Raw genomic sequence first — 22,221 nt, forward strand, 5'->3', positions numbered from 1 at the left:
CGGCTCTACAGCGGAGGCGCAGCGACTTCGACCTGTTGTACCGGCAGCGTCACCATCATCACCGTCGGGTCATCCGGGTCCAGCCGGGTCTTGAAGCCCAGGCTCTGGCACATCGCCAGCATGGTGCTGTTCTCGCGCAGCACCTGGCCTTCCACCACGTCCAGGCCCAGCCACTTGGCGTACTCGATCATGATCGCCATCAGGCGCCAGCCGATGCCATGGCCCTTCAGGTCCGAGCGGATCAGGATGCCGTACTCGCCGCGGTGATAGTCCGCATCGGCATGCAGTCGCACCGCACCGAGCATTTCACCGGTGCGCGGCTCAATGGCCACCAAGGCGATCGAGCGCGCGTAGTCCAGCTGGGTCAGGCGGGCAATGAACTCGTGGCTGAAGTGCTTGACCGACTGGAAGAAGCGCAGGCGCAGATCCTCATCGCTGACGCGCGCGAAGAACGCACGGAACAACGCGTCATCTTCCGGCCGCACCGGGCGTACGAACGCGCGACCGCCATCGGACAGCTCGATGGTGCGCTCCCATTCCTTCGGGTACGGGAACACGGCGAAGCGTGGATGGCCACGCCCTTTGTGCAGGATGCGCGACGGGGCAACCGCCACGCGCGCGTCCAGCGCCAGGATGCCCTTGCTGTCCACCAGCAACGGGTTGATGTCCAGCGTGCGCACTTCGGGAATATCCGCTGCCAGCTGCGCCAGCTTGACCAGCGCCAGCGCCAGTGCGCGCTCGTCGGCCGCTGGCACATCGCCGTAGGCCTTGAGGATGCGCGAGGCGCGGGTCTGGCCGATCAGCTCGTGGGCCAGGCGCAGGTCCAGCGGCGGCAGCGCCAACGCCTTGTCATTGATCACTTCCACCGCCGTGCCACCACGGCCGACCACGATTACCGGGCCGAACGTGGCGTCGTCGGCGATACCGACGATGAGCTCGCGTGCCTTCGGGCGGACGATGGTCGGCTGCACCAGCAGGCCGTCGATGCGGGCGTCCGGTCGCAGCTGTCGCGCACGGGCAAGGATCGCCTTGGCCGCGCTCTGCACCGCAGGCAGCGTCGCCAGATTGAGTCGCACGCCATCCACTTCGGATTTGTGCGGAATATCGGGCGACAGGATCTTCAGCGCGACGGTCGCGCCACGCTCCAGCAGCGGTTGCGCCAGATCCATCGCCTCGTGCGCATCGCGCGCGTGCATCACCGGCGCAGAAGGAATGCCGTAGGCCTTCAGCAGCTCATGGGTGGCCAGCGGATCCAGCCAGCCTTGACCGTTGGCCAGCGCGGCCTCGACCAGCGCGCGTGCACGCACGGTATCCACGCTGAAGTCCTGCGGCAGGCTGGGCGGCGTTTCCATCAACGCGTTCTGTGCTTCGCGGTAACGCACCAGATGCTGGAAACCGCGCACGGCCTCGGCTTCGGTGGGATAGGTCGGCACGCGTGCCGCATTGAGAGTGGCGGTGGCCTGGTCGTCGTTGCCCAGCCACACCGCGAACACCGGCTTGTCACGGTGATGACGCGGGCGCAGGCCCAGCGTGCGGGTCAGCGCCTGCGCGGCGTCGGCCGAGGAGGTGAACGCCGTGGGCACGTTGACCACCAGCACCGCGTCGTTCTCGTTGTCGGCCAGCAGCGCCTCGATGGCCGTGGCATAGCGATCACCATCGGCATCGACCACGATGTCGACCGGGTTGCTGCGCGACCAGCCCTGCGGCAGTACTGCATCGAGCTTCTGCACGGTGCTGTCGGACAGTTGCGCCAACGTGCCATGCAGGGCGATCAGCTGGTCCACCGCCAGGTGGCCGACACCGCCGCCGTTGCTGAGGATGGCCAGGCGACGCCCGGGGAAGGTACCCAGGCGGCCCAGCGATTCGGCTGCGGTGAACAGTTCGTCCAGCGCACTCACCCGCAGCAGGCCGGCACGGTTGAATGCCGCGCCGTAGACATCATCAGCGCGCGCCAGTGCCTGCACGTGGGTATCGGCGCTGCCCGGCTGCACCCGTTCGGCGCGGCCGGACTTCACCACCACCACCGGCTTGGCACGCGCAGCGGCACGTGCGGCCGACATGAATTTGCGGGCGTCCTTGATCTGCTCGACGTAGAGCAGGATGGCGCGGGTACGGTAGTCGGTGGCGAAATAGTCCAGCAGGTCGCCGAAGTCCACGTCCATGGTGTCGCCCAGCGAGACCACGGCGGAGAACCCCACCGAACGTGCCACGCCCCACTCCACCAGGGCGGCGGCGATCGCCGAGGATTCGGAGATCAGCGCGAGGTCGCCGGCCTGCGGGAAATGCGCGGCGATGCTGGCATTGAGCCGTGCATGCGGTGCGATCACGCCCAGGCAGTGCGGGCCGAGGATGCGCAGGCCATGCGCGCGCGCGGCCGCCTCCACCTGTGCCCACGGCGAACCCGGGCCTTCACCCAGATGCGCGGTGAGGATGATCGCGGCCTGTACGCCACGTTCGGCGGCGGTGCGTACCACCTGCGGCACGATGGCGGCCGGCGCGGTGATCACCACCAGTTCCGGTACCCAGTCCAGGTCCTTCAAGCGTTTGACCGTGCGGATGCCATCGATCTCGGCGTGGCGCGGGTTGATCCATGCCACCTTGCCGGGGAAGCCGGTGCCACGCAGGTTGCGCATCACTGCGCGGCCGGCCGAGCGCTCACGCGGGCTGCCGCCGATCACCGCGACCGACTGCGGACGGAACACGGACTGCAGGTGGTAGGTACTCATGTGCCTACGTTACACGGACCGGTGCTGCGGCGGCATGATCGTGCGCAGGAACCTGGCATCGCATCCACGCATGGCGTGGATCTACTACGGCGGCCACGACCGATACATCCACGCATGGCGTGGATCTACCACGGCTGCCAGGACCAGTAGATCCACGCCATGCGTGGATGACGCCCCCTTACAGTAGATCCACGCCATGCGTGGATGACGCCCCCTTACAGTAGATCCACGCCATGCGTGGATGACGCCCCCGTTACAGCAGGGTGCCGTGCAGGATCATCGCGGCGATGCTGAAGTAGATCACCAGGCCGGTCACATCCACCAGGGTGGCGACGAACGGGGCCGAGGCGCTGGCCGGGTCGAAGCCCAGCCGCTTGAGGATGAAGGGCAGCATCGACCCGGACAGCGAACCGAAGGTGACGATGCCCACCAGCGCGGCGCCGATGGTGATCGCCAGCAGGATCCAGTGCTCGCCGTAGTCATGGAAGCCACCAAGCTGCCAGATCACGATGCGTACGATGGCCAGGCAGCCGAGGATGGCACCGAGCACCATGCCAGTGGGCACTTCGCGCAGGGCCACCTTCCACCAGTCGCGCAGGCGCAGCTCGCGCAGGGCCAGGCTGCGGATCAGCAGCGAGGTCGCCTGCGAACCGGAGTTGCCGCCCGAGCTCATGATCAACGGAATGAACAGGGTCAGCACCACCGCGCGCGCCAGTTCGTCCTCGTAGTGCTGCATCGCGCTGGCGGTCAGCATCTCGCCCACGAACAGCACGCTCAGCCAGCCGGCGCGCTTGCGCAGCATCTCGAAAAAGCCGATCTGCATGTACGGCTTGTCCAGCGCTTCCATGCCGCCGAACTTGTGCGCGTCTTCGGTGGACTCTTCGATCAGTGCATCGAGAATGTCATCGACCGTGACGATGCCGAGCATGTGCTGCTGCGCGTCCACCACCGGGATCGCCAGCAGATCGTGGCGGCGGATCAGCCGTGCCACGTCTTCCTGGTCCATCTGCGCATCCACCATCACCGGCGGATTGACCTGGGCCACGTCCAGGATCGATTCCTCCGGCAGGCCGGTGATCAGCCGGCGCATGGTCACCACCTGCTGCAGCTGCTGGGTGGCCGGGTCGAGGACGTAGATCGCGTACACGGTCTCGCGCGTGCGCTCGACCTGGCGGATGTGCTGCAGGGTCTGGGCCACGGTCCAGGTGGCGGGCACGGCGACGAACTCGGTGGTCATCAGCGCACCGGCGGTGTTCGGCGGGTAGCTCAGCAGCTTCTGGATGGTCTGCCGGGCTTCGTTGCCCAGCAGCGGAATCAGCCGCGCGCGTTCTTCTTCATCCAGCTCGTGGACGATGTCGGTGGCACGGTCGTCGGCCATCAACCCCAGCAGCGCGGCGGCGCGTGCCGGCGGCAGCGCGGCAACCAGTTCGCCACTGCGGTGCAGCTCCGGCGCCTCCAGCATCTTCACTGCACGCGGCAACGACAGCGCAGCCAGCGTCTCGGCGGCGCGCTGCAGTTCGAGCGTGTTGAGGAATTCCACCGCGTCGGCGGTGTTGTAGTTCGCCAGCGGTGCCGACAATGCTGCGGCATCGGCCACCGGACGCAGCAATTGCTTCTGGTTCATGGTGATTCGCCTTCATGGGGTGCGACATCGCGCAACGCCAACGCAGGCAAACCGTCCCGATGTCAGGCGGTGGCCATCGCTGGCGTCGACCGAGGTCGACTTCTACTGTCGCTGGACATGGGTTGGGGACTCTGGAGGGGTGTACTGACGGACATGCCGGCAGCGGCGGGCAGTCTGGACCGGCGACCGGTGCAGGTCAACCCGCAGCCGGTGACCGGGCAAGGGGCCCACTGCCGTTCTCGTGCGTACACAGCCGCGCGCGCATAATGGCCAGGTGGCCTCCGCCGCGCTTCCCCCCCGCCGAACGGACGCACAGCCGGCCTTCCGATGACCAGGTATTCCCATGCATAGCGGTGGTCTGGAACTGGCACTGGTGCTGCTGCTGGCCGCGGTGATCGCGGTGCCGGTGTTCAAGAAGTTCGGCTTCGGCGCGGTGCTGGGCTACCTGGCGGCCGGCGTGGTGCTGGGGCCGGATGGCCTCGGCTTCGTGCAGGATGCCGACCGCATCCTCGGCGCGGCCGAGATCGGCGTGGTGATGCTGCTGTTCGTGATCGGGCTGGAGCTGTCCCCTGCCCGGCTGAAGGTGATGCGGCGCTCGGTGTTCGGTGCGGGCGCAGCGCAGGTGGCGCTGTCCGGGCTGGTGCTGGGCGGGCTGCTGCTGCTCGATCACTTCCAGTGGAAGAGCGCGCTGGTGGTGGGCGTGGCGCTGGCGCTGTCGTCGACCGCGGTCGGCCTGCAGCTGTTGTCCGAGCACAAGGCGATCAACAGCGACCACGGCCGGCTGGGGTTTGCCATCCTGCTGTTCCAGGACCTGATCGCCATTCCGCTGCTGGCCGCGATTCCGCTGCTGGGCGGGGTCAAGAACGAGACGCTGCGCTGGGAAGATGCGGCCGTCGCGCTGGGCGCGCTGGCGGTGGTGATCCTGTGTGGACGGCCGGTGCTGCGCCGCCTGTTCGGCATCATCGCGCGCACCCGCAGCCCGGAAGTGTTCACCGCTACTGCGCTGCTGGTGGTGCTGGGCACCGCCTGGTTCATGCAGGAAGCCGGCCTGAGCCCCAGCCTGGGAGCGTTCCTGGCCGGCGTGCTGCTGTCCGATTCGGAATTCCGGCACGAACTGGAATCGCAGATCGAGCCGTTCAAGGGCTTGCTGCTGGGCCTGTTCTTCATCGCCGTGGGCATGGGCATCGACCTCGACCGCATCGCCGCCGAGCCGTGGATGATCGCCGCGGGTGTGGCGATCCTGCTGGTGGTGAAGTTCAGCCTGCTGTACGCCATCGGCCGCATCGCCAAGCTCAGTTCGCGGCAGTCGCTGCTGCTGGGCAGCGTGTTGTGGCTGGGCGGCGAATTCGCCTTCGTGGTGTTCAACGAAGCGCAGCGTGCGCATCTGCTGGGCAATGCCAACCATGACCGGCTGGTGGCGATTGTCGGCCTGTCGATGGCGATCACCCCGTTGCTGATGATCGCCCTGCTGCGCCTGCTCGGCGAGGAGAAAGCCGCGCCACGCCAAGCGGCGGAGGCCGACAAGGTGGCGCCGGACAATCGCCCGAAGGTGCTGATTGCCGGCATGGGCCGCTTCGGCCAGGTGATCGCGCGCCTGCTGACCGCGCAGAAGGTGCCGTTCGTGGCGCTGGAAGCGAACCCGGACACCGTGGCCGACCTGCGCCGCTTCGGCAACCAGCTGTACTACGGCGACCCGACCCGGCCGGAGATGCTGCGCGCCGCCGGTGGCGAGCACATCGACGTGTTCGTGATCACCGTGGACGACCCGGAAACCAACCTGCGCGCGGTGCGCATGGTGCGCCGCCTGTACCCGGATGCGACGGTGCTGGCACGCGCACGCAACCGCCAGCATGCGTGGCGGTTGATGGACATGTCGGCCGAACCGTTCCGCGAAGTGTTCGGTACCAGCCTGGAAATGAGCGGGCGCGTGCTGACCGCGCTGGGCGTGGCCCCGAACGTGGCCGAGCGCCATGTGCAGCAGTTCCGCGAACACGACGAGAAGCTGCTGCGCGACCAGTACCTGGTCTACGACGACGAGGCGGCGGTGATCCAGACTTCGCGCGATGCGCGCAACGACCTGATGCACCTGTTCGAAGCGGACGCGGAAAGCGACGACAAGTAGATCCACGCCATGCGTGGATGTTGTTGTTTCCGTGCGCGGCGATCATCCACGCATGGCGTGGATCTACTGAAGGCATCCTGCCGACCAACGGTCGGCACCCACCAGGGGTAGGATCCCAAGGTATTGGGGTCAGAGCCCTTTCCGTTGGAAAGGGATCCGACCCCGGGCCGGTCAGCCGTTGTCGCGCAGGAACCTGGCCATCGACGATACGCCCGGCACGCGCGGCTCGAACTCGGCGGCGACGTCGATGAAGCCGCGCATCACCGCGATCTCGCGCGGGCTGCGGTTCAAGCCATCGCGCGCTTCCGGATCGGCACCGGCGCGCAGCAGGCGCTGCACCAGCAGCGGCAACCCGTGGAGGGCGGCCAGGTGCAACGGGCCGAAGCCACGCGGGTCGCGCACGTCCAGGCTCACGTCTTCATCGAGCAGGCGCTCGACCGCGGCCATCACCACCTGCTCGTCGCAGGCGGTGCCCGGTTCGGCGCGCGCGCCCATCAGCAGCAGCAGCGGCGTGACCGCACCGGCGGCGGCCTGGTCCGGTTCTGCACCGGCCAGCAGCAGGGTGTCGAGCAGCGCCAGCAGGCGCGAACGGTCGCGCGCACTGAAGCCATACAGGGCGGCGCAGTGCAGCGGTGCCAGCTGCTGGGCATCGCCGGCATGCACGTTGGCACCGGCGGTGAGCAGGCGCGCCACGATGTCCGGCAGGCCCAGCGCCGAGGCCAGCATCAGCACGGTGACGCCGCCCGGCAGGCGGTGTTCGAGCTGCGCACCAGCATCAAGCAGGGCCGAGACGATCTCGACCTGGCGCATGCTGACCGCCGCCGACAACGGCGTCGCACCACTGGCAGCGGCATGCTGCGGATCGGCGCCGCGCGCCAGCAGCAGGTCGACCACGGCCAGATGGCCACCGCCGGCAGCACGCAGCAGCGCGGTGCAGCCCTGCGCATCGACGGCGTCGACGGCAAAGCCCAGATCATTCAAACGACGCACGGCATCGACATCACCGGCCATCGCGGCGGCCGGCAGATCGCCTTCGCGCAGGGTCCTGCGCGGCAGCGGCCAGACCCGCCAGTCCAGCCAGTCGGCCAGATCGCGACGACCGATCGACAGCGCCACGCCCAGCGGCGTCTGCCCATCGGCAGCACGCGCTTCCGGCGAGGCGCCGTGCTGCACCAGCAGCTTCAGGGCACTTTCGCGCGCCAGTGCGGTGGCCAGATGCAGCGCGGTCATGCCATGGCTGTCACGTGCTTCACGGTCCACGCCGGTGGTGAGGAGGGCCTGCTGCAGGCGCAGCCACCCCAGGCGCACCGCCAGTGACAACGGCGGATCACCGGCCGGCGAGGCAGCAAACGGATCGGCGCCGCGTTCCAGCAGTTCCAGCGCCAGCTGTTCCAGGCCACGCGCCGCCTGGTCGTGCTGCGCGCAGGCGGCCAGGAAACGCGCCAGGCCACCACGGCCGGCCGGCGACAGGCCATGCTGCAGCATCACCTGCAGGGCTGGCACGGCATCGATACCGCGCGACAGCAGCGCGAACATCGGTGTATCGGCACAGGCGTCACGCACGTACGGATCGGCACCGTGGGCGAGCAGCCAGTCGACCGCACGCGGCTCCAGCGCCAGCTCCGGGTCGAGCAGCAGGCCACCCAGTTCTTCAGGCTGGCACAGCCTGGCCAGTGCGGCCATGCCATCGGTGTTGCCGAACCCCAGCGCCTCGCGCAGCAGGGTCAACGGCGGACGATCAGGCAGCAGGCCGCTGGCACTGGCCGCCTCACCGCGCTCGGCCAGGCCATCGCTGACGGCGGCAGGCAACGGATAGGACGGATCCAGCAGGGCGACGATCGCCCAGCGACCGGCTTCGGCGGCGTAGTCCACCGCGCGCCGGCCGGCCGGATCGCTGCCGTCGGCGGCGATGCCCAGTTCCAGCAGGCGCTTGATCAACAGCGGCGAAACGTCCTCGGCCATCGTTGCCAGCAGCACCGCGTTGCGGCCATCGGTGTCGACAGCAACCAGGTCGGGCTTGTGTGGCAGCAGGTGCTCGACCACGGCGGCGCGGCCGGCACGTGCAGCTTCCAGCCACGGGGTACGGCCGAGCGCGTCGCGCGCTTCCAGGTTGGCACCGGCGGCAAGCAGCACGCCGATGATGTCCACGTGGCCGGCCAGTGCCGCTTCATGCAGCGCGCTGCGGCGCTGGCGGTCACGCGCGTCGGCACGTGCCTTGTGCTTGAGCAGCAGCTGCACGCCGGCCGGATCATCGTCTTCGGTGGCGGCCGCGGCCAGCAGCACCGGGGTGCCGTCAGCCGGCTCGCTGCGGGCGCCGCGCTCCAGCAGGAAGCGCGCCAGGCGCCAGTTGCCGACCTGGCAGGCCACCGCCAACGGCGACCAGCCATCACGGTTCAGCGCGTCGACTTCAGCCGCTGCATCGCGCAGCAGCGCGGCCACGCCCGGGTCGGAACTGCGGGCGGCATGGTGCAGGGGCGTATTGCCCTCACTGTCGGTGGCGCGCGAATCGGCACCGTTGGCCAGCAAGGTCATCACCGCCTCCGGACGCCCATGCCAGCTGTCGCGGGTCGCGGCCAGCAGCGGGGTCATGCCGCGATGCGGCGCGTTCACATCGACGCCGCGGCCGATCAGCTCACGCAGCAGGCGCAGGTCCGGCAGGACGGCGGCGAGCACTGCCAGGCTGCGCTGGTCGCGCCAGTTCGGGTCAGGCAGGGAGTATGGATCGGCGCCGGCCTGCAGCAGCTGCAGCGCACGGTCGATACGGCCGTGGCGTGCGGCTTCGTACAGGGCCGGGGTCAGCTCTTGCGGCGCCAGGGCTTCCAGCGGCGTGGTGTCCACCACCGCGCTGAACAGCGTTTCGCGATCGACCGGCAGTTCAGCGCCAACCGCGCTGCGCAGCGACACGAGCGGCGCCGGTGCAATGCGCTGCAGCAGCAGGTGCAGCAGCGGCGACAGCAGCAGCACCGCCAGTGCCGACGGCCAACGCGCGCTTTCCGGCAGCAGGTCCGGCCAGGTCGGCAGTACCACCAGTGCCGCCAGGGCCATCACCAGGGCCGCCACGCCAAGACCACGCCAGGCGCTGAGGTCACGACCCGCCAGCGCCTGCCAATGCTGGGCCAGGCCACCATCGAGACGCTCGACATCGTTCCACAGCGGCCAGGTGCGCCAGGCCGCGAGCAGGCCGGCGCTGACCAGCACGCTCAGGCCCAGCACCGCGGCCAGGCTGCCGCTGTCGCGCAGCGCGGCCAGCGGCCAGGCCAACAGCAGGGCCAGCAGCAACGGCGCGGCGGTCCACAGCGCCAGCAGGGCCGGCAGGTCCTGGCGGGCGATCACCTTCGGCGGCAGCAGCGCACGGCTGCGCCGCCACCAGGAAATCCCCAGCGCGAACGCCGGTTGGGCCAGCGCCGCCAGCACCGCGCCGGGCAGGCCACCCAGCGCCGATCCCAGCGCCAGCAAGGCACCGACGGTGAAGGCCAGCGACAGGGCGCGGGATCGGGAAAGCTCAGTCATAGTGGCGCAGCATCATGCTGCTCACCGACGGCGGCACCTGCAGGTAGAACCCGCGCTCGGTCAGTTCGCTGCGCACCTTGGCCGGATCGGCCTGGGCCAGCCGGCGCTGCGCGTCCAGGGTCACGTCCAGCACGAAGACGAGCGCCCCCAACGACGCCGACAACGGCGCAGGCAAAGCGCTGAAGTCATCGCGTCGGGCGAGATAGACGTAGGTGTCCGGCTTGAGTTGGCTTTTATAGACGTAGGCGTGCATGTCCACGGGACGATAACCCGGGAAGAGCCGTGATTGTGTCGGAAAGCCGACACCGGGGAAAGCCGTCACGCGACGATGGCGGCGTGATCGACGGCGTTTCCCCGGTGAGGTTCAGCAATGTGGCGATGCCGTTCAGCCAGCGCCACCGGTCGGCCGCGCTTACTTGACCTTGGCGTAGGTGCCCTTCAGGGCCACGCCGGCGACGAAGGTGCCGGCCCAGCACTCGTAGTTGGTCGCGCTCTTGAACTCGTTCTTCTTGTAGTAGCTGACGATGTCGACCACGGCGTTGGCGCCGCGCGACTTGGCACCGTCCTGCAGGGCCAGCAGCGCCGACAGGGCCACCCAGTTGCAGGCCTCGACGTCGCTCTTGTTGGCAGCGTTGGTCTTCTTGTTGGTCACGTCTTCGCCCAGGCGCTGCTGCACGCTGACCGGCTGGCCGGCCAGGTAGAAGCGCACGCTGCCGTCGATGCCGGCATCTTTGGCGGCCTGCGAACTGATCAGCTCGCGCAGGGACTGTTCGACGCGGGTATCGCGCGCCGAAGCGGTGGAAGTCAGGGCCAGCAGCGCGGTGGCAGTGGCGATCAGCAGGGTGCGGCGCATCGGAACGTCTCCTTGTTGAGGTGCGGGTACGGCGGGATCACGCGCTCCAGCGGCGGAACACCAGCGAGGTGTTGATGCCGCCGAAGGCGAAGTTGTTGCTCATCACGTACTCGGCCTGCAGCTCGCGGCCTTGCCCGGTGATGAAGTCGAGCTGGCCGCAGCGCGGGTCCACCTCGACCAGGTTCAGGGTCGGCGCGAACCATCCGGCGCGCATCATCTCGATGCTCATCCAGGCTTCGAACGCACCGCAACCGCCCAGCATGTGGCCGACGTAACTCTTCAACGAGCTGATCGGCACGCGGCTGCCGAACACCTGGGCGGTGGCCTGGGTCTCGGCGATGTCACCGTGGTCGGTGGCGGTGCCGTGGGCGTTCACGTAATCGATCTGTGCCGGTTGCAGGCCGGCGTCTTCCAATGCCAGGCGCATGGCCTGGGCCATGGTGTCGGCGCTGGGCTGGGTGACGTGCTGGCCGTCGCTGTTGGTGCCGTAGCCCACGATCTCGGCCAGGATGGTCGCGCCGCGTGCCTGCGCGTGCTCCAGATCCTCCAGGATCAGCGTGCAGGCGCCCTCGCCCAGCACCAGGCCGTCGCGGCCGGCATCGAACGGGCGCGGAGTGGTGTGCGGCGCGTCGTTGCGCGTGCTGGTGGCGAACAGGGTGTCGAACACTGCCGCGGCGGTGGCGTCGAGCTGCTCGGCGCCACCGGCCACCATCACCGTCTGCTTGCCGCTGCGGATCGCTTCGTAGCCGGCGCCCACGCCCTGGCTGCCCGACGTACAGGCGCTGGAGGTGGTGTAGACACGCCCGGACAAGCCGAAGAACACACCGATGTTGACCGGCGCGGTGTGGCTCATCATCTTCAGGTAGGTGGTGGCGCTGATGCCGTCGGTGGTGAACTCATGCAGCATGCGACCGAATTCACCGGTGGCCTCGTGGCTGCCCGACGAGGAGCCGTAGGCCACGCCGGTGCGGCCACTGCGCAGCACCGGGTGCTCGAACAGGCCTGCCTCACGCAGGGCGACCTCGGTGGCGCGCACCGACATGATCGCGACCTTGCCCATCGAGCGGGTGGTCTTGCGGTTGTAGTTCGGCGGCAGCTCATAGTCCTGCGCCGGTGCGGCCAGCTTGGTGTTCAGGCCCGCATACACATCCCATTCCGGCATCGAACGCACCGCGTTGCGGCAGCTGCGCAGATGGGCCTGGATGGTCGGCCAGTCGTGGCCGAGCGGACTGATGGCGGCGGCACCGGTGACCACCACGCGACGATCGGCGGCCATCAGATCATCCCCCCGTTGACCGAGATCACCTGGCGGGTGATGTAGCCGGCCGGCTCGGACAGCAGGAACGCGACCGTGGCCGCCACTTCCTCGGGACGGCCGACGCGGCCGGCCGGAATCAGCTTCAATGCGTGTTCGACCACTTCTTCGTTGAGCATGTCGGTCTCGATCAGGCCCGGGGCCACGCAGTTGACGGTGATCTGGCGGCTGGCCAGCTCCAGCGCCAATGCCTTGCTGGCACCGATGATGCCGGCCTTGGCTGCACTGTAATTGACCTGGCCACGGTTGCCGGCCACGCCGGACACCGAGGACAGAGTGACGATGCGGCCCGGCTTGCGCCGCCGCACCATCGGCATGATCAGCGGATGCAGCACGTTGTAGAAGCCGTCCAGGTTGGTGTGGATCACCTGGTCCCAGTCGTCCTCGGACAGCGCCGGGAAGGCGCCGTCACGGGCGATGCCGGCATTGCACACCACGCCGTAATAGGCGCCATGTGCCTCCACGTCCGCTTCCAGCGCGGCGCGCGCGGCGGCACGGTCGGCCACGTCGAAGGCCAGCACGCGGGCCTGCTGGCCCAGTGCCTGGATCTCGTCGGCCACTGCCTGTGCTTCTTCCACACGGCTGCGGCAATGCACCACCACGTCGAAGCCATCGCGCGCGATACGCAGCGCAATGGCCCGGCCGATGCCCCGGCTCGCGCCGGTCACCAGCACGCTTCGATTTCCTGTCATGCCTGTCCACTCTCCAGATAGGCCATCGAGTCGGCCGGTTCGAACACCGACACGTTGGCAACCGCCCATTCTTCCTCGCCTGCCAGGATGCGGCAGGCGAACATCCCTAATCCATTGTCGCCCAACAGTTCGCAACGCGCCTGTACCTGCAGGCGGGTGCCGCTGGGGAAACTGCTGCGCGTGCTGGCATAGCGCCGGCTGCCGAGCAGGAAGCCCAGCCGCGGCGGGTTGCCGGCCGTGCGCGCACGGCAACCGGCCCAGGCGGCGATGGCCTGGGCCATGTATTCGATGCCGACCCAGGCCGGGACGGCACCGTCTTCGATGAACAGGCCGGCCTCGGGCACCACCAGTTCCGCCTCGATGCTGTCCTGGTCCCAGCGCAGGATGCGGTCCAGCAGGCACATGTCCTGGCGGTGCGGCACCACCTCTTCGATGGCGTACAGCGGCAGGTTCATCGGCGCTCCAATGCCAGCACGGCATTGCTGCCGCCGAAGGCGAACGAATTGCTCAGCACCCGCCGCGGCAGCTGCGGCAGGAAGGTCGCCGGGGCGACCAGCGGCAACGCCGGCAGCGCCGGATCGGCCACGCCGTCCCACCAGTGCGGCGGCAGCTGCTGCTGCGGATTCTCGGCCAGCAGGATCCAGCACAGCGCCGCTTCGATCGCACCGGACGCACCCAGCGTGTGGCCGGTCAGTGGTTTGGTCGAACTGGCGGGCACATCGGTGCCCAGCACCTGCGCCACCGCCAGGCTCTCCATCGCGTCGTTGTGGCCGGTCGCAGTGCCATGCAGATTCACGTAATCCACTTCCGAAGGCGCCCAGCCGGCACGCTGCAACGCCTGCTGCAGGGCATCGATGGCGCCCAGACCCTGCGGGTCCGGTGCGGACATATGGTGCGCGTCGGCCGACTCACCCCAACCGGCCAGGCTGACCGCACCCGGTTCGCGGGTCAGCAGGAACAGCGCGGCGCCCTCGCCGATGTTGATCCCGCAGCGATGCTGCGAGAACGGATTGCAGCGCACGGCGGAGACCGATTCGAGCGCGCTGAATCCAGCCACGGTGAACCGGCACAGGGAATCGGCACCACCGGCGATGACCGCATCGACGACGCCCGAACGCAGCATGCGCGCGGCCGACATCAACGCCTTGGCGCTGGACGAACAGGCCGTGGACAGGGTCCAGGCCGGGCCCAGCGCACCGCTGCGGGTTCGCACGAACTGCGCGGCGGTGCCCATTTCCTGCTGCGCGTAGTCGAACCCGTCGGGCCAATGGCCGTGCTCGGCGCGGGTACGCAGCGCCTGCTCGGATTCACCGATGCCCGAGGTGCTGGTGCCCAGCACCACGGCCACGCGTTCCGCACCGTAACGGCTGATGGCATCGGCAACGGCCGGCGCGATCTGCGCCAGGGCCACGTCCAGCAGCGCGTTGTTGCGTCCCCGCAGGGACACCGGCAGTGCTTCCAGCGTCGGCAGCGGACTGTGCACTTCGCCCAGCGCCAGGGTGCGACCTGGCAGCAGGGTGGCGTTGTCGCTCAGCCCGCTTGGCGCATCAGCGAACAGCGCAGCGGCGACCGCGGCGCGACCCTCGCCCAGTGCGCAGACCACGCCGAGGTCGTTGAGGAAAATGGGCGCGCTGTTCATTGCTGGCCGGCCATGTCGATCGATTCGATGCGCAGCGTGTAGCCCTCGGCGCGGTTGTCCAGCTGCACGCTGCCATCGTCCAGGCGCTGCAGCTGCAGCCACACGGTGCCGTCGCGCGACAGGCTGCGCTGGCGGCCGTCATCGCTCACCTGCCAGCCGGCCGGCAGCGCGGCGGCAATGGCATCGGTCGGCCACAGTGCGAACTGCAGGTCGTCCAGCACGCGCTCGGCACGCACCTGTGGCGGCAGCCAGGGCGCACGCTGCTGGGTCAGCTGCTGGCCGTCCCACTGCAGGCGCACGCCGGTCTGGCCCATCGCCTGCACGGCCAGCTGCACCTGCTGCGCGTCGGCTTCCAGCAGCGCGTCCAGGTCACGCTCGTGGCTGCCGAAGCGGAAGTGCAGCTGCTGCTGCAGGGCCAACGGCGCCGGCAGGCTGGATGGTGCCAACCGCAGCGGCGGCAGTTCGACCAGCGGCCGCGGCATGCGGCTGGCACAGGCGGCCAGCAGCAGGCACAGCAGGACCGCAGAAAGGCGGGCAATCAGGCGCTGCACAATTCCTCCAGCACACGCATGCGGCGGCCACTGTCATCGGCCACATACGGATTGTTGGTGTCCCAGGCGTAGCCGGCCAGGATGGAGCTGATCATGTCGCGCACCTGCGGCTGCTGGTTGGGGTGGTAGATGATCTTCTGGAAACCGCCCTGGTACCAGCTTTCGACGAAGCGGCGGAAGGTTTTCACGCCGGCACGCAGCGGAATCGAGAAGTCGCGTTCCCAGTCGACCGTTTCACCCGCGTAGCGGCGCTTCAGGCATTCGCTGGCCAGCTGCGCGGATTTGAACGCGATGGTGACGCCGGAGGAGAACACCGGATCGAGGAACTCGCCGGCGTTGCCCAGCAGCGCATAACCCGGGCCCCACAGCGAACTGACATTCGCCGAATAGCCGGTGATGCGGCGCACCGGCAGCACCGCCCACTCCGCGTTGGCCAGCAGCGAGGTCAGGTTCGGGTCCTCGCCGACGATGGCCTGCAGCTTCTGCAGGTCGTCGCCTTCGTAGCGTTCGAAGAATGACGGCTCGGCCACCACGCCCAGCGAGCAGCAACCGTTGGAGAACGGGATCGTCCAGTACCAGACGTCGATATGCTCGGGATGGGTGGTGATCAGGATCTTGTTGCGGTCGAAATCCGCTTCGGCCGGGATGTTGTCACGCACGTGGCAGAAGATGGCGCCACGCACCGGGAAGTTGGACGGCGATTCCAGGTCGAGCAGGCGCGGCAGCAGGCGTGCGAAGCCGGAGGCGTCGAGGATGAAATCGGCTTCGATGCGGTACTCGCTGCCATCCGGGCGGCGCACGTTCACCACCGGCTGTTCGCCCGGCTCGACCGCCAGCACTTCGTCGCCGAAGCGCAGGGTCGCGCCCATGCGCTCGGCGCCACGCGCCAGCACGTTGTCGAAGTCGGCGCGCTGCACCTGGTAGGTGGTGCCCCAACCCGGCGAGAACTTCTTCCTGAAGTCGAACGCGGTGCGCGCGTTCCCGTGCACGAAGGCCGCGCCGTTCTTGTACTGGAAGCCCGCCTCGACCACGTCCTGCAACAAACCCGCCGCTTCGATGTATTCCATGCTCTGCGGCAGCAGGCTCTCGCCGATGGAAAAGCGCGGGAACTGCTGGCGTTCCAGCATCAGCACCTTGCGCCCCTGCTGGCGCAGCATCGCCGCGGCCACCGAACCGGCCGGGCCGGCGCCGATGATCAGGATTTCGGTACGTTCCACGTCTTCGTGGCTGGAAGAATCAGCGGCATCCACAGCAGTAGTCATCGGTGCGTCCTTGTTGCTCGATCAGGTGGAAAAGCGGAGGAATCGGAATGAAGCGTGTCCGTTCAGGCCGGCGGCACGTCATGCGGTGGCGGCCGGAACAGCGGCGAGATCAGCCAGACCAGGCCGATGCCGAACAGCAGGGTGAGCCCGAACGCGCGCAGCGCCGGCGTCTGCGAAAGACCCAGCAGGCCGAACGACAGCCACGTGCTGGCGGCACCCACGCACACCGCCAGCCAGGCACTGGCGTCGCCGCGGTGCTCGATCAGGAAGATGCCGTAGTCGATGCCCATGCCCAGCAGCAGCATCAGTGCCAGCACATTGAACAGCTGCAGCGGCTGGCCGAACAGACCGAGCAGGCCCAGGGTGAGCGCACCGGCGACCAGGGTGGGGGCGAACACGCGCCAGGCATGGCGCCGATAGCGCAGCCACAGGGCGCCGAACACCAGCACGATGCCAACCAGCAGCAGGCCACCCATCAGCTTGCGGTAATGGCCCAGCAGCTGCGAGAAATCAGCGGTGCGGTCGACCCAGCGCACGCCGTCCAGGCCTTCGGCAGCGCCACGCAGGGTGGCCAGCGCATCGGCACGCGACAGGTCATCGACCATCACCACGCTGATCATCTGCCCGCCTACGTTGCCGACCCACAGGTGGCGGAACGGCTGCGAAGCCGGCGAGGCGAGGAAGGCCTCGGCGCTCAGCGGCGCCGCTGCGAATGCAGGGCGCTGCAAGGGCTCACCCACCGCTTCGCCGACCGCGGCCAGCACACCCGGTTCCACCCGGGCGGTCAGCGCCGCATCGGCCTGCTGTCGCGCGGGCGATGGCAACCAGTCGCTGATCGCGCGGTAGCCGCCGATGCGCTTGTCGTGGGTCAGTTCACGCAGGCGTTCGGTCAGTGCTTCTTCACGCTGCAACAGCTGTGCGGCGTCACTGCCCTGCACCAGGTAGAACTGCGCCGGGCTGGGCATGCCCAGCAGCTGGCTGAGGCGGATCTGCTGGGCCATCAGCGCCGGCGGCGACGATTGCAGGCTGCGCAGGTCGTCGTTGCTGTGCAGGCGGGCGATGCCGATGGCCGACACCAGCGCGGCCACGCCAAGGAAGATCGCCACCGGGCGACGCCCGTGCAGGCGCGGGAAGCGCTCCAGCGTATTGCCCAGCCACTGCGCGAAGCGGGTGGTTCGGATCTCGCCGCCGTCCAGCCACGGGAACCAGAAGATCACCGTGAGGAAGGCGGCGGCCAGACCGACCACGGAGAACAACGCCATCTGCCGCAGGCCGGGGAACGGCGCCAGGCCCAGTGCCAGGTAGGCCAGCGCGCTGGTCAGCAGGGCCAACCACAGGCCCGGCAGCAGATGCCTCAGCAGCTTCCAGCGGCGGTCGGCCGGCTCGGCCTGGCGCGAAGCAAACCAGTGGATGCCGTAGTCCTCGGCCACACCGACCAGCGATGCGCCGAACACCAGGGTCAGCACATGCACCTTGCCGAACACCAGCACGGTCACCGCCAGCGCCACGCCACAACCGATCAGCAGCGAGGCGGCAACCAGCAGGATCGGCCGCAGCGAGCGGAATGCCAACCACACCAGCAGCAGCACCGCCGCCAGCGAACCCCAGCCGATGGTGTTGATCTCCTGGTTGGCCTGCACCGCGGCGGCTTCGGCATGCAACGGCACGCCGGCATGCAGGATCTCCAGACCTGGCGCAGCGGCCTTGGCCGCTTCTCCGGCGCGTTCGAGCAGGCCATCGAGATGGCGCTCGCCATCCAGCCTGAAGGCCGAGCCCGGCGTATCGAACTGCAATGCCGCCCAATGCTTGCCCTCGGCCTCAAGCAGACCGTCATCGCCCAGGCGCAGCCCGGAGCCCTGGGCCTGCTGCTGCCACCACTGCGGCCACAGCGACAGCGGATCCTGCCGCCACTCGGTCAGGCGCGGCGCGCCCATCGGGCCGTACAGCGCGCCCAGCGCCTGTTCGGCCAGCGCAGCGGGTTCGGCCTGTTGCAGCTGCTCGCGCTGGGCCGGGGTCAGCAGGCGGTCGCGGTACGGTGCGTAGAACGCTCGCGCGTCATCGAACCAGCCTTCGATCGAACCACTGGGCACCAGCAGCGCGCTGTCGGCATCACTGGCCATTGCCGCAGCGAACGCCGCCTGCGCGCGCTTGGCAGCGGCTCCGTCGGTGCTGCCGAGCAGCACCACCACCTGCCGCGAGCTGCCATCGGCGATGCGCCGGGTGACGTCGCTGAGCAGGCGGTCGTGCGCGTCCTGCGGCAACAGGGCGAGGATGTCGGTGTCGATCCGCGACTCCTGGCTCCACAGGCGCCACTGCTGCGCGCCCAGCACCAGCAACAGCAGCAGCCAGGCGATGCCCAGCCAGTGCCACCAGCGGCGCAGGCGATCCGGTGCGGCGCTGTCACTCAAAGCGGCGCGCCTCGTCGGCGTTCAACGTTGCCGGAGCCTCGCTCAGCGCAGTGAACTGGATGCGGGTGCGATCCTGGTTGGCTTCGATGATCTCGACCTGGCGCACGTAACGGTCGCCCTGCAGTGTCAGCGACTGGAAGGCCTTGGCCAGCATCGCCGACTTCGGCGTCAGTTTCAGACGCCAGCCCTGCCCTTCACGCGTGGCCTGGACGTTGAACTGGCTGGACAGTGCCTGCACGTCACCGCTCATCAACGCGAACATGATCGCGTTGACCGAGCGCATCGCCGGCTGCTGGCGCGCGTCCAGTTCGACGCGGGTGCTGCCATCGCGCTGGCGGCTGAGGATGCGGTCGGCGGTGACCACTACCTCGGACGGGAACGGCTTGAGCGTGGACCAGATAACGCCATGCTTACGCGCGACCACGAACTGGCCCTGCGAGCGCAGCGGGTTCTTGAAACCGCTGACCTGCTTTTCCTGGGTGAACTGCCCGCGCAGCACGTCCGGCCGGGCGACGGCCTGGGTGATGGCATCGACGGCGGGATCGGCGGCCTGCAGCAGCGGCGCGGCAACCAGCAGCAGCGCGCACAGCAGCACGCGCGGAAGACGAAGGATTCGGATCACGGGGCAGGCACTCCAAGACGCTGCCACAGCACCGGCGGGCACTGGTACAGCATTTCCTTGCTGGCCGCGTCGACCGCGACCTGGATGGTCATCGCGCGGGTCAGCACCTGGCCGCTTTCCGCATCGAGGATCTCGTATTCGATCTTCAGCCGGTTCTCCCACTCGACGATGCGCGAGCGCACGCGCAACGCCTGCCCGAACAGCAGCGGCCGCACGTACTTCACCCGCGCATCGACCACCGGCCACAGGTAGCCCGATTCGAGCATCTGCGGGTAGTCGTAGTCGTAGCGCTTCAGCAACGCGCAGCGCGCGATCTCGAAGTACTTGAAGTAGTTGCCATGCCAGACCACGTTCATCGGGTCGCAGTCATGGAAAGCGGGGGCCAGCTCGATTTCGCCGACCAGTTCGTTGCCTTCATTCACCGACATACAGCTCCCAGCGTTGCGCGCGGATCTCCACCAGCAGTTCCCGCAGTTCGCGATCCAGCGCGCGGTCTTCTTCGACCAGGGCGATGCGCTGCCCCAGGTCGGCGTACATGTCGGCCAGACTGCCATGCAGCTGCGCGTTCATGCCAACCCGTTCGCGCAGTGCCAGCCCCTGGCGGGCGGCGATCAGCATGGCCGCCACGACCTGTTCAGTCAGTTCGATCACGCGCAGGCAGTCGCGCGCGGCGATGGTGCCCATGCTGACCTTGTCCTGGTTGTGGCATTCGGTGGAGCGCGAGAACACCGAGGCCGGCATGGTCTGCTTCAGTGCCTCGGCCGTCCACGCCGAAACACTGATCTGCAGCGCCTTCAGGCCATGGTTGATCGCCGCACGCGGGCCGGTCGCCGCCGACAGGTTGGCCGGCAGGCCATGGCTGTAGCGGGCATCGACCACCAGCGCCAGCTGCCGGTCAAGCAGGTCGGCGATGTTGGCCACGGTGTTCTTCAGCGTATCCATCGCCAGCGCGATGTGGCCGCCGTAGAAGTGGCCACCGTGCAGGATGCGCTCGCCGTCGGCATCGATCAGCGGGTTGTCATTGGCGCTGTTCAGCTCGGTTTCGATCAGCTGACGCAGGAACGGCAAGGTGTCTTCCAGCACGCCGATCACGTGCGGCGCGCAGCGCAGCGAGTAGCGGTCCTGCAGGCGCTGCTCGTTGCGCGGCGGGCGCTCGCTGTGCAGGTCGCTGCGCAGGCGCGCGGCAATGCGCGACTGCCCAGGGTGCGGCTTGGCGGCGAACAGGGTTTCATCGAAGTGATGCGCGTTGCCGTCGCTGGACAGCACGTTGAACGCGGTCAGGCGCGTGGCCATGCGTGCCAGGTAGTCGGCGCGCTGCCAGGCCAGGCAGGCCAGGCCGGTCATAACCGCGGTGCCGTTCATGACCGCCAGGCCTTCCTTCGGCCGCAGCTTCAGCGGGGTCATGCCGATCTTCGCCAGCACCTCGGCCGCCGGCTGCACGCGGCCGTCGTGCAGCACCTCGCGTTCGCCGCACAGCACGGCTGCCACGTACGACAGCGGGGTCAGGTCGCCACTGGCGCCCACCGAGCCTTCGGCGGGAATCAACGGCAGCACATCGTGCTGCAGCAGCGTGGCCAGGCCTTCCAGCAACGGCACGCTGACGCCGGACATGCCACGCACCAGCGAGGCCAGGCGCGCTGCCAGCACGGCACGGGTCTCGGCCGGGTCGAGGTAACGGCCCAGGCCGCAGCCATGGTAGGTGTACAGGTGGTGCGGCAGCTCGGCGACCAGTGCCGGCGGAATGTTCACCGTGCACGAATCGCCGTAGCCGGTGGTCACCCCGTAGATGACGCCATCCTCGCGCAGCAGGCGGTCGAGGAAGTCGGCACCACGCTGGATATGGGCGCGGAACGCCGGCACATCGCTCAGCGCGGCCTCGCATCTGCGCTGGGCCAGGGCGACCACGTCTTCGATGGTCAGCGGTGCATCGCCGAAACGGCACACGGGTACGGCGTCAATCGTCATGAGGAGCCTGATCCCAGAAGGGGAAGAAATTGAACCAGTCCAACGGGGACTGGATGACCTGGAGTTCCAGCCAGTGCGCGAAGCGCTGCGCCTGTTCGGCCAGTGCGGCATCGCGCGAACCGCGCGGCAGCACCACGCGCTCGGCGAACTGTTCGAAGGCCACCCGATAGCCGTCGCCCTGGTGCAGGCACGACATCGTGTAGACCGGGCAGCCCAGCGCGCCCGCCAGCACGTAGGCGCCGATCGGGAACGGCGCACGGTGGCCGAGGAAATCGGCCATCACGCTGCGTCCGCCCTGCACCGGCACGCGGTCGCCGACGATGGCAACGAAGCCACCGGAGGCGACCTTTTCGGCGAGCATCACAGCCGTGGCCGGGCCCATTTCGGTGACCTGCACCAGCTCCACCGCAGCCAGCGGGTCCAGCCGCTGCAGCAGGCGGTTGAAGCGCTGCGCGTGCGCGGTGTGCACCAGCACGGTGATGCGGAACCCCGGCACCTGCTCGGCCAGTACCTGGCACAGTTCCAGGCAGCCGATGTGCGCGGTCAGGATCAGGCCGCCTTCGCGGCGCGCGATCTTGCCCAGCACCAGGTCGCGCTGCAAGCGGATGCGCTCGGGCGGATAGCGGCCGCCAAGGCCCAGAATCTTGTCCAGCATCGTGTCGGCGAAGCTGAAGAAATGGCGCAGGCTGTCGCGCCGGGTCGGCGCATGGCCAATCGCCCCGGTATGCGCCTGCAACCGCTGCAGATACTGCATCGAGGCCTGGCGGCCGACGCGGTTGCCGAGCCAATGGCAGGCCACCACCGGCCACACGCACAGGCGGAACGGCCAGCGCCCGAACCAGCGATGTACCCAGCACAGGAACAACACGCCGGCCACCGAGGTGGACTCGCCGATATCGGCCCAGTGCGGGGCGCTCTGCGCGCGGCTCATC

Annotated in this window: 17 protein-coding genes; 1 reads left to right on the forward strand and 16 read right to left on the reverse strand. The window is 68.6% G+C overall.

Going from position 1 to position 22,221, the window contains the following annotated elements; genetic code table 11:
* Positions 1–5: 5 nt before the first annotated feature.
* Positions 6–2,726 carry a bifunctional acetate--CoA ligase family protein/GNAT family N-acetyltransferase gene (locus tag CR919_RS09845; RefSeq protein ID WP_099819868.1) on the reverse strand — a complete coding sequence of 907 codons (2,721 nt, stop codon included), beginning with the start codon at positions 2,724–2,726 and terminating at the stop codon, positions 6–8.
* A 253-nt stretch (positions 2,727–2,979) separates the two neighbouring features.
* A complete protein-coding gene (gene mgtE / locus CR919_RS09850) occupies positions 2,980–4,350 on the reverse strand; it encodes a magnesium transporter (protein ID WP_099819869.1) in 1,371 nt (456 codons plus the stop codon).
* Between the two features lie 343 nt (positions 4,351–4,693).
* On the opposite strand from mgtE, the gene CR919_RS09855 reads away from it, so the two are divergent.
* Complete coding sequence (locus CR919_RS09855) at positions 4,694–6,472, forward strand: monovalent cation:proton antiporter-2 (CPA2) family protein (RefSeq protein WP_099819870.1); 1,779 nt, start codon at positions 4,694–4,696, stop codon at positions 6,470–6,472.
* A gap of 171 nt (positions 6,473–6,643) precedes the next feature.
* Here the strand turns inward: CR919_RS09855 and CR919_RS09860 are convergent, their stop codons facing one another.
* The 14 genes from CR919_RS09860 to CR919_RS09925 form a co-directional block, all read right to left on the reverse strand.
* Complete coding sequence (locus CR919_RS09860; RefSeq protein ID WP_099819871.1) at positions 6,644–9,982, reverse strand: ankyrin repeat domain-containing protein; 3,339 nt, start codon at positions 9,980–9,982, stop codon at positions 6,644–6,646.
* Complete coding sequence (locus tag CR919_RS09865) at positions 9,975–10,235, reverse strand: YcgL domain-containing protein (RefSeq protein ID WP_099819872.1); 261 nt, start codon at positions 10,233–10,235, stop codon at positions 9,975–9,977. Before CR919_RS09865 ends, CR919_RS09860 begins: the two co-directional genes overlap by 8 nt.
* 159 nt (positions 10,236–10,394) lie before the next feature.
* Complete coding sequence (locus CR919_RS09870; protein WP_025877987.1) at positions 10,395–10,835, reverse strand: hypothetical protein; 441 nt, start codon at positions 10,833–10,835, stop codon at positions 10,395–10,397.
* Between the two features lie 37 nt (positions 10,836–10,872).
* On the reverse strand, positions 10,873–12,111 hold the full coding sequence (locus CR919_RS09875) for a beta-ketoacyl-ACP synthase (protein WP_025877989.1): 1,239 nt from the start codon (positions 12,109–12,111) through the stop codon (positions 10,873–10,875).
* On the reverse strand, positions 12,111–12,842 hold the full coding sequence (locus tag CR919_RS09880) for a 3-ketoacyl-ACP reductase FabG2 (protein WP_099819873.1): 732 nt from the start codon (positions 12,840–12,842) through the stop codon (positions 12,111–12,113). The genes CR919_RS09875 and CR919_RS09880 overlap by 1 nt, the downstream gene beginning before the upstream one ends.
* A complete protein-coding gene (locus tag CR919_RS09885; RefSeq protein WP_099819874.1) occupies positions 12,839–13,297 on the reverse strand; it encodes a hotdog family protein in 459 nt (152 codons plus the stop codon). Before CR919_RS09885 ends, CR919_RS09880 begins: the two co-directional genes overlap by 4 nt.
* A complete protein-coding gene (locus CR919_RS09890) occupies positions 13,294–14,481 on the reverse strand; it encodes a beta-ketoacyl-[acyl-carrier-protein] synthase family protein (protein WP_099819875.1) in 1,188 nt (395 codons plus the stop codon). Before CR919_RS09890 ends, CR919_RS09885 begins: the two co-directional genes overlap by 4 nt.
* Positions 14,478–15,032 carry a DUF3261 domain-containing protein gene (locus tag CR919_RS09895; RefSeq protein WP_099819876.1) on the reverse strand — a complete coding sequence of 185 codons (555 nt, stop codon included), beginning with the start codon at positions 15,030–15,032 and terminating at the stop codon, positions 14,478–14,480. Before CR919_RS09895 ends, CR919_RS09890 begins: the two co-directional genes overlap by 4 nt.
* Complete coding sequence (locus CR919_RS09900) at positions 15,020–16,294, reverse strand: NAD(P)/FAD-dependent oxidoreductase (protein WP_099819877.1); 1,275 nt, start codon at positions 16,292–16,294, stop codon at positions 15,020–15,022. Before CR919_RS09900 ends, CR919_RS09895 begins: the two co-directional genes overlap by 13 nt.
* A gap of 62 nt (positions 16,295–16,356) precedes the next feature.
* Positions 16,357–18,702 (reverse strand): MMPL family transporter, encoded by a 2,346-nt coding sequence (locus CR919_RS09905; protein WP_099819878.1) that lies wholly within the window; start codon positions 18,700–18,702, stop codon positions 16,357–16,359.
* Positions 18,695–19,324: an outer membrane lipoprotein carrier protein LolA gene (locus CR919_RS09910; RefSeq protein ID WP_099819879.1), complete on the reverse strand. Its 630-nt coding sequence runs from the start codon at positions 19,322–19,324 to the stop codon at positions 18,695–18,697. The genes CR919_RS09905 and CR919_RS09910 overlap by 8 nt, the downstream gene beginning before the upstream one ends.
* Positions 19,321–19,752 (reverse strand): acyl-CoA thioesterase, encoded by a 432-nt coding sequence (locus tag CR919_RS09915; RefSeq protein WP_033832524.1) that lies wholly within the window; start codon positions 19,750–19,752, stop codon positions 19,321–19,323. The genes CR919_RS09910 and CR919_RS09915 overlap by 4 nt, the downstream gene beginning before the upstream one ends.
* The gene (locus CR919_RS09920; RefSeq protein WP_099819880.1) at positions 19,739–21,289 is read right to left on the reverse strand and encodes an aromatic amino acid ammonia-lyase; all 1,551 of its coding nucleotides are present in this window, start codon (positions 21,287–21,289) and stop codon (positions 19,739–19,741) included. Before CR919_RS09920 ends, CR919_RS09915 begins: the two co-directional genes overlap by 14 nt.
* Positions 21,279–22,220: an acyltransferase gene (locus CR919_RS09925; RefSeq protein WP_099819881.1), complete on the reverse strand. Its 942-nt coding sequence runs from the start codon at positions 22,218–22,220 to the stop codon at positions 21,279–21,281. The genes CR919_RS09920 and CR919_RS09925 overlap by 11 nt, the downstream gene beginning before the upstream one ends.
* Position 22,221: the final 1 nt, after the last annotated feature.

Origin of the sequence: Stenotrophomonas sp. LMG 10879, assembly GCF_002750935.1 — a bacterium.
Classification (GTDB): Bacteria; Pseudomonadota; Gammaproteobacteria; order Xanthomonadales; family Xanthomonadaceae; genus Stenotrophomonas; species Stenotrophomonas lactitubi_B.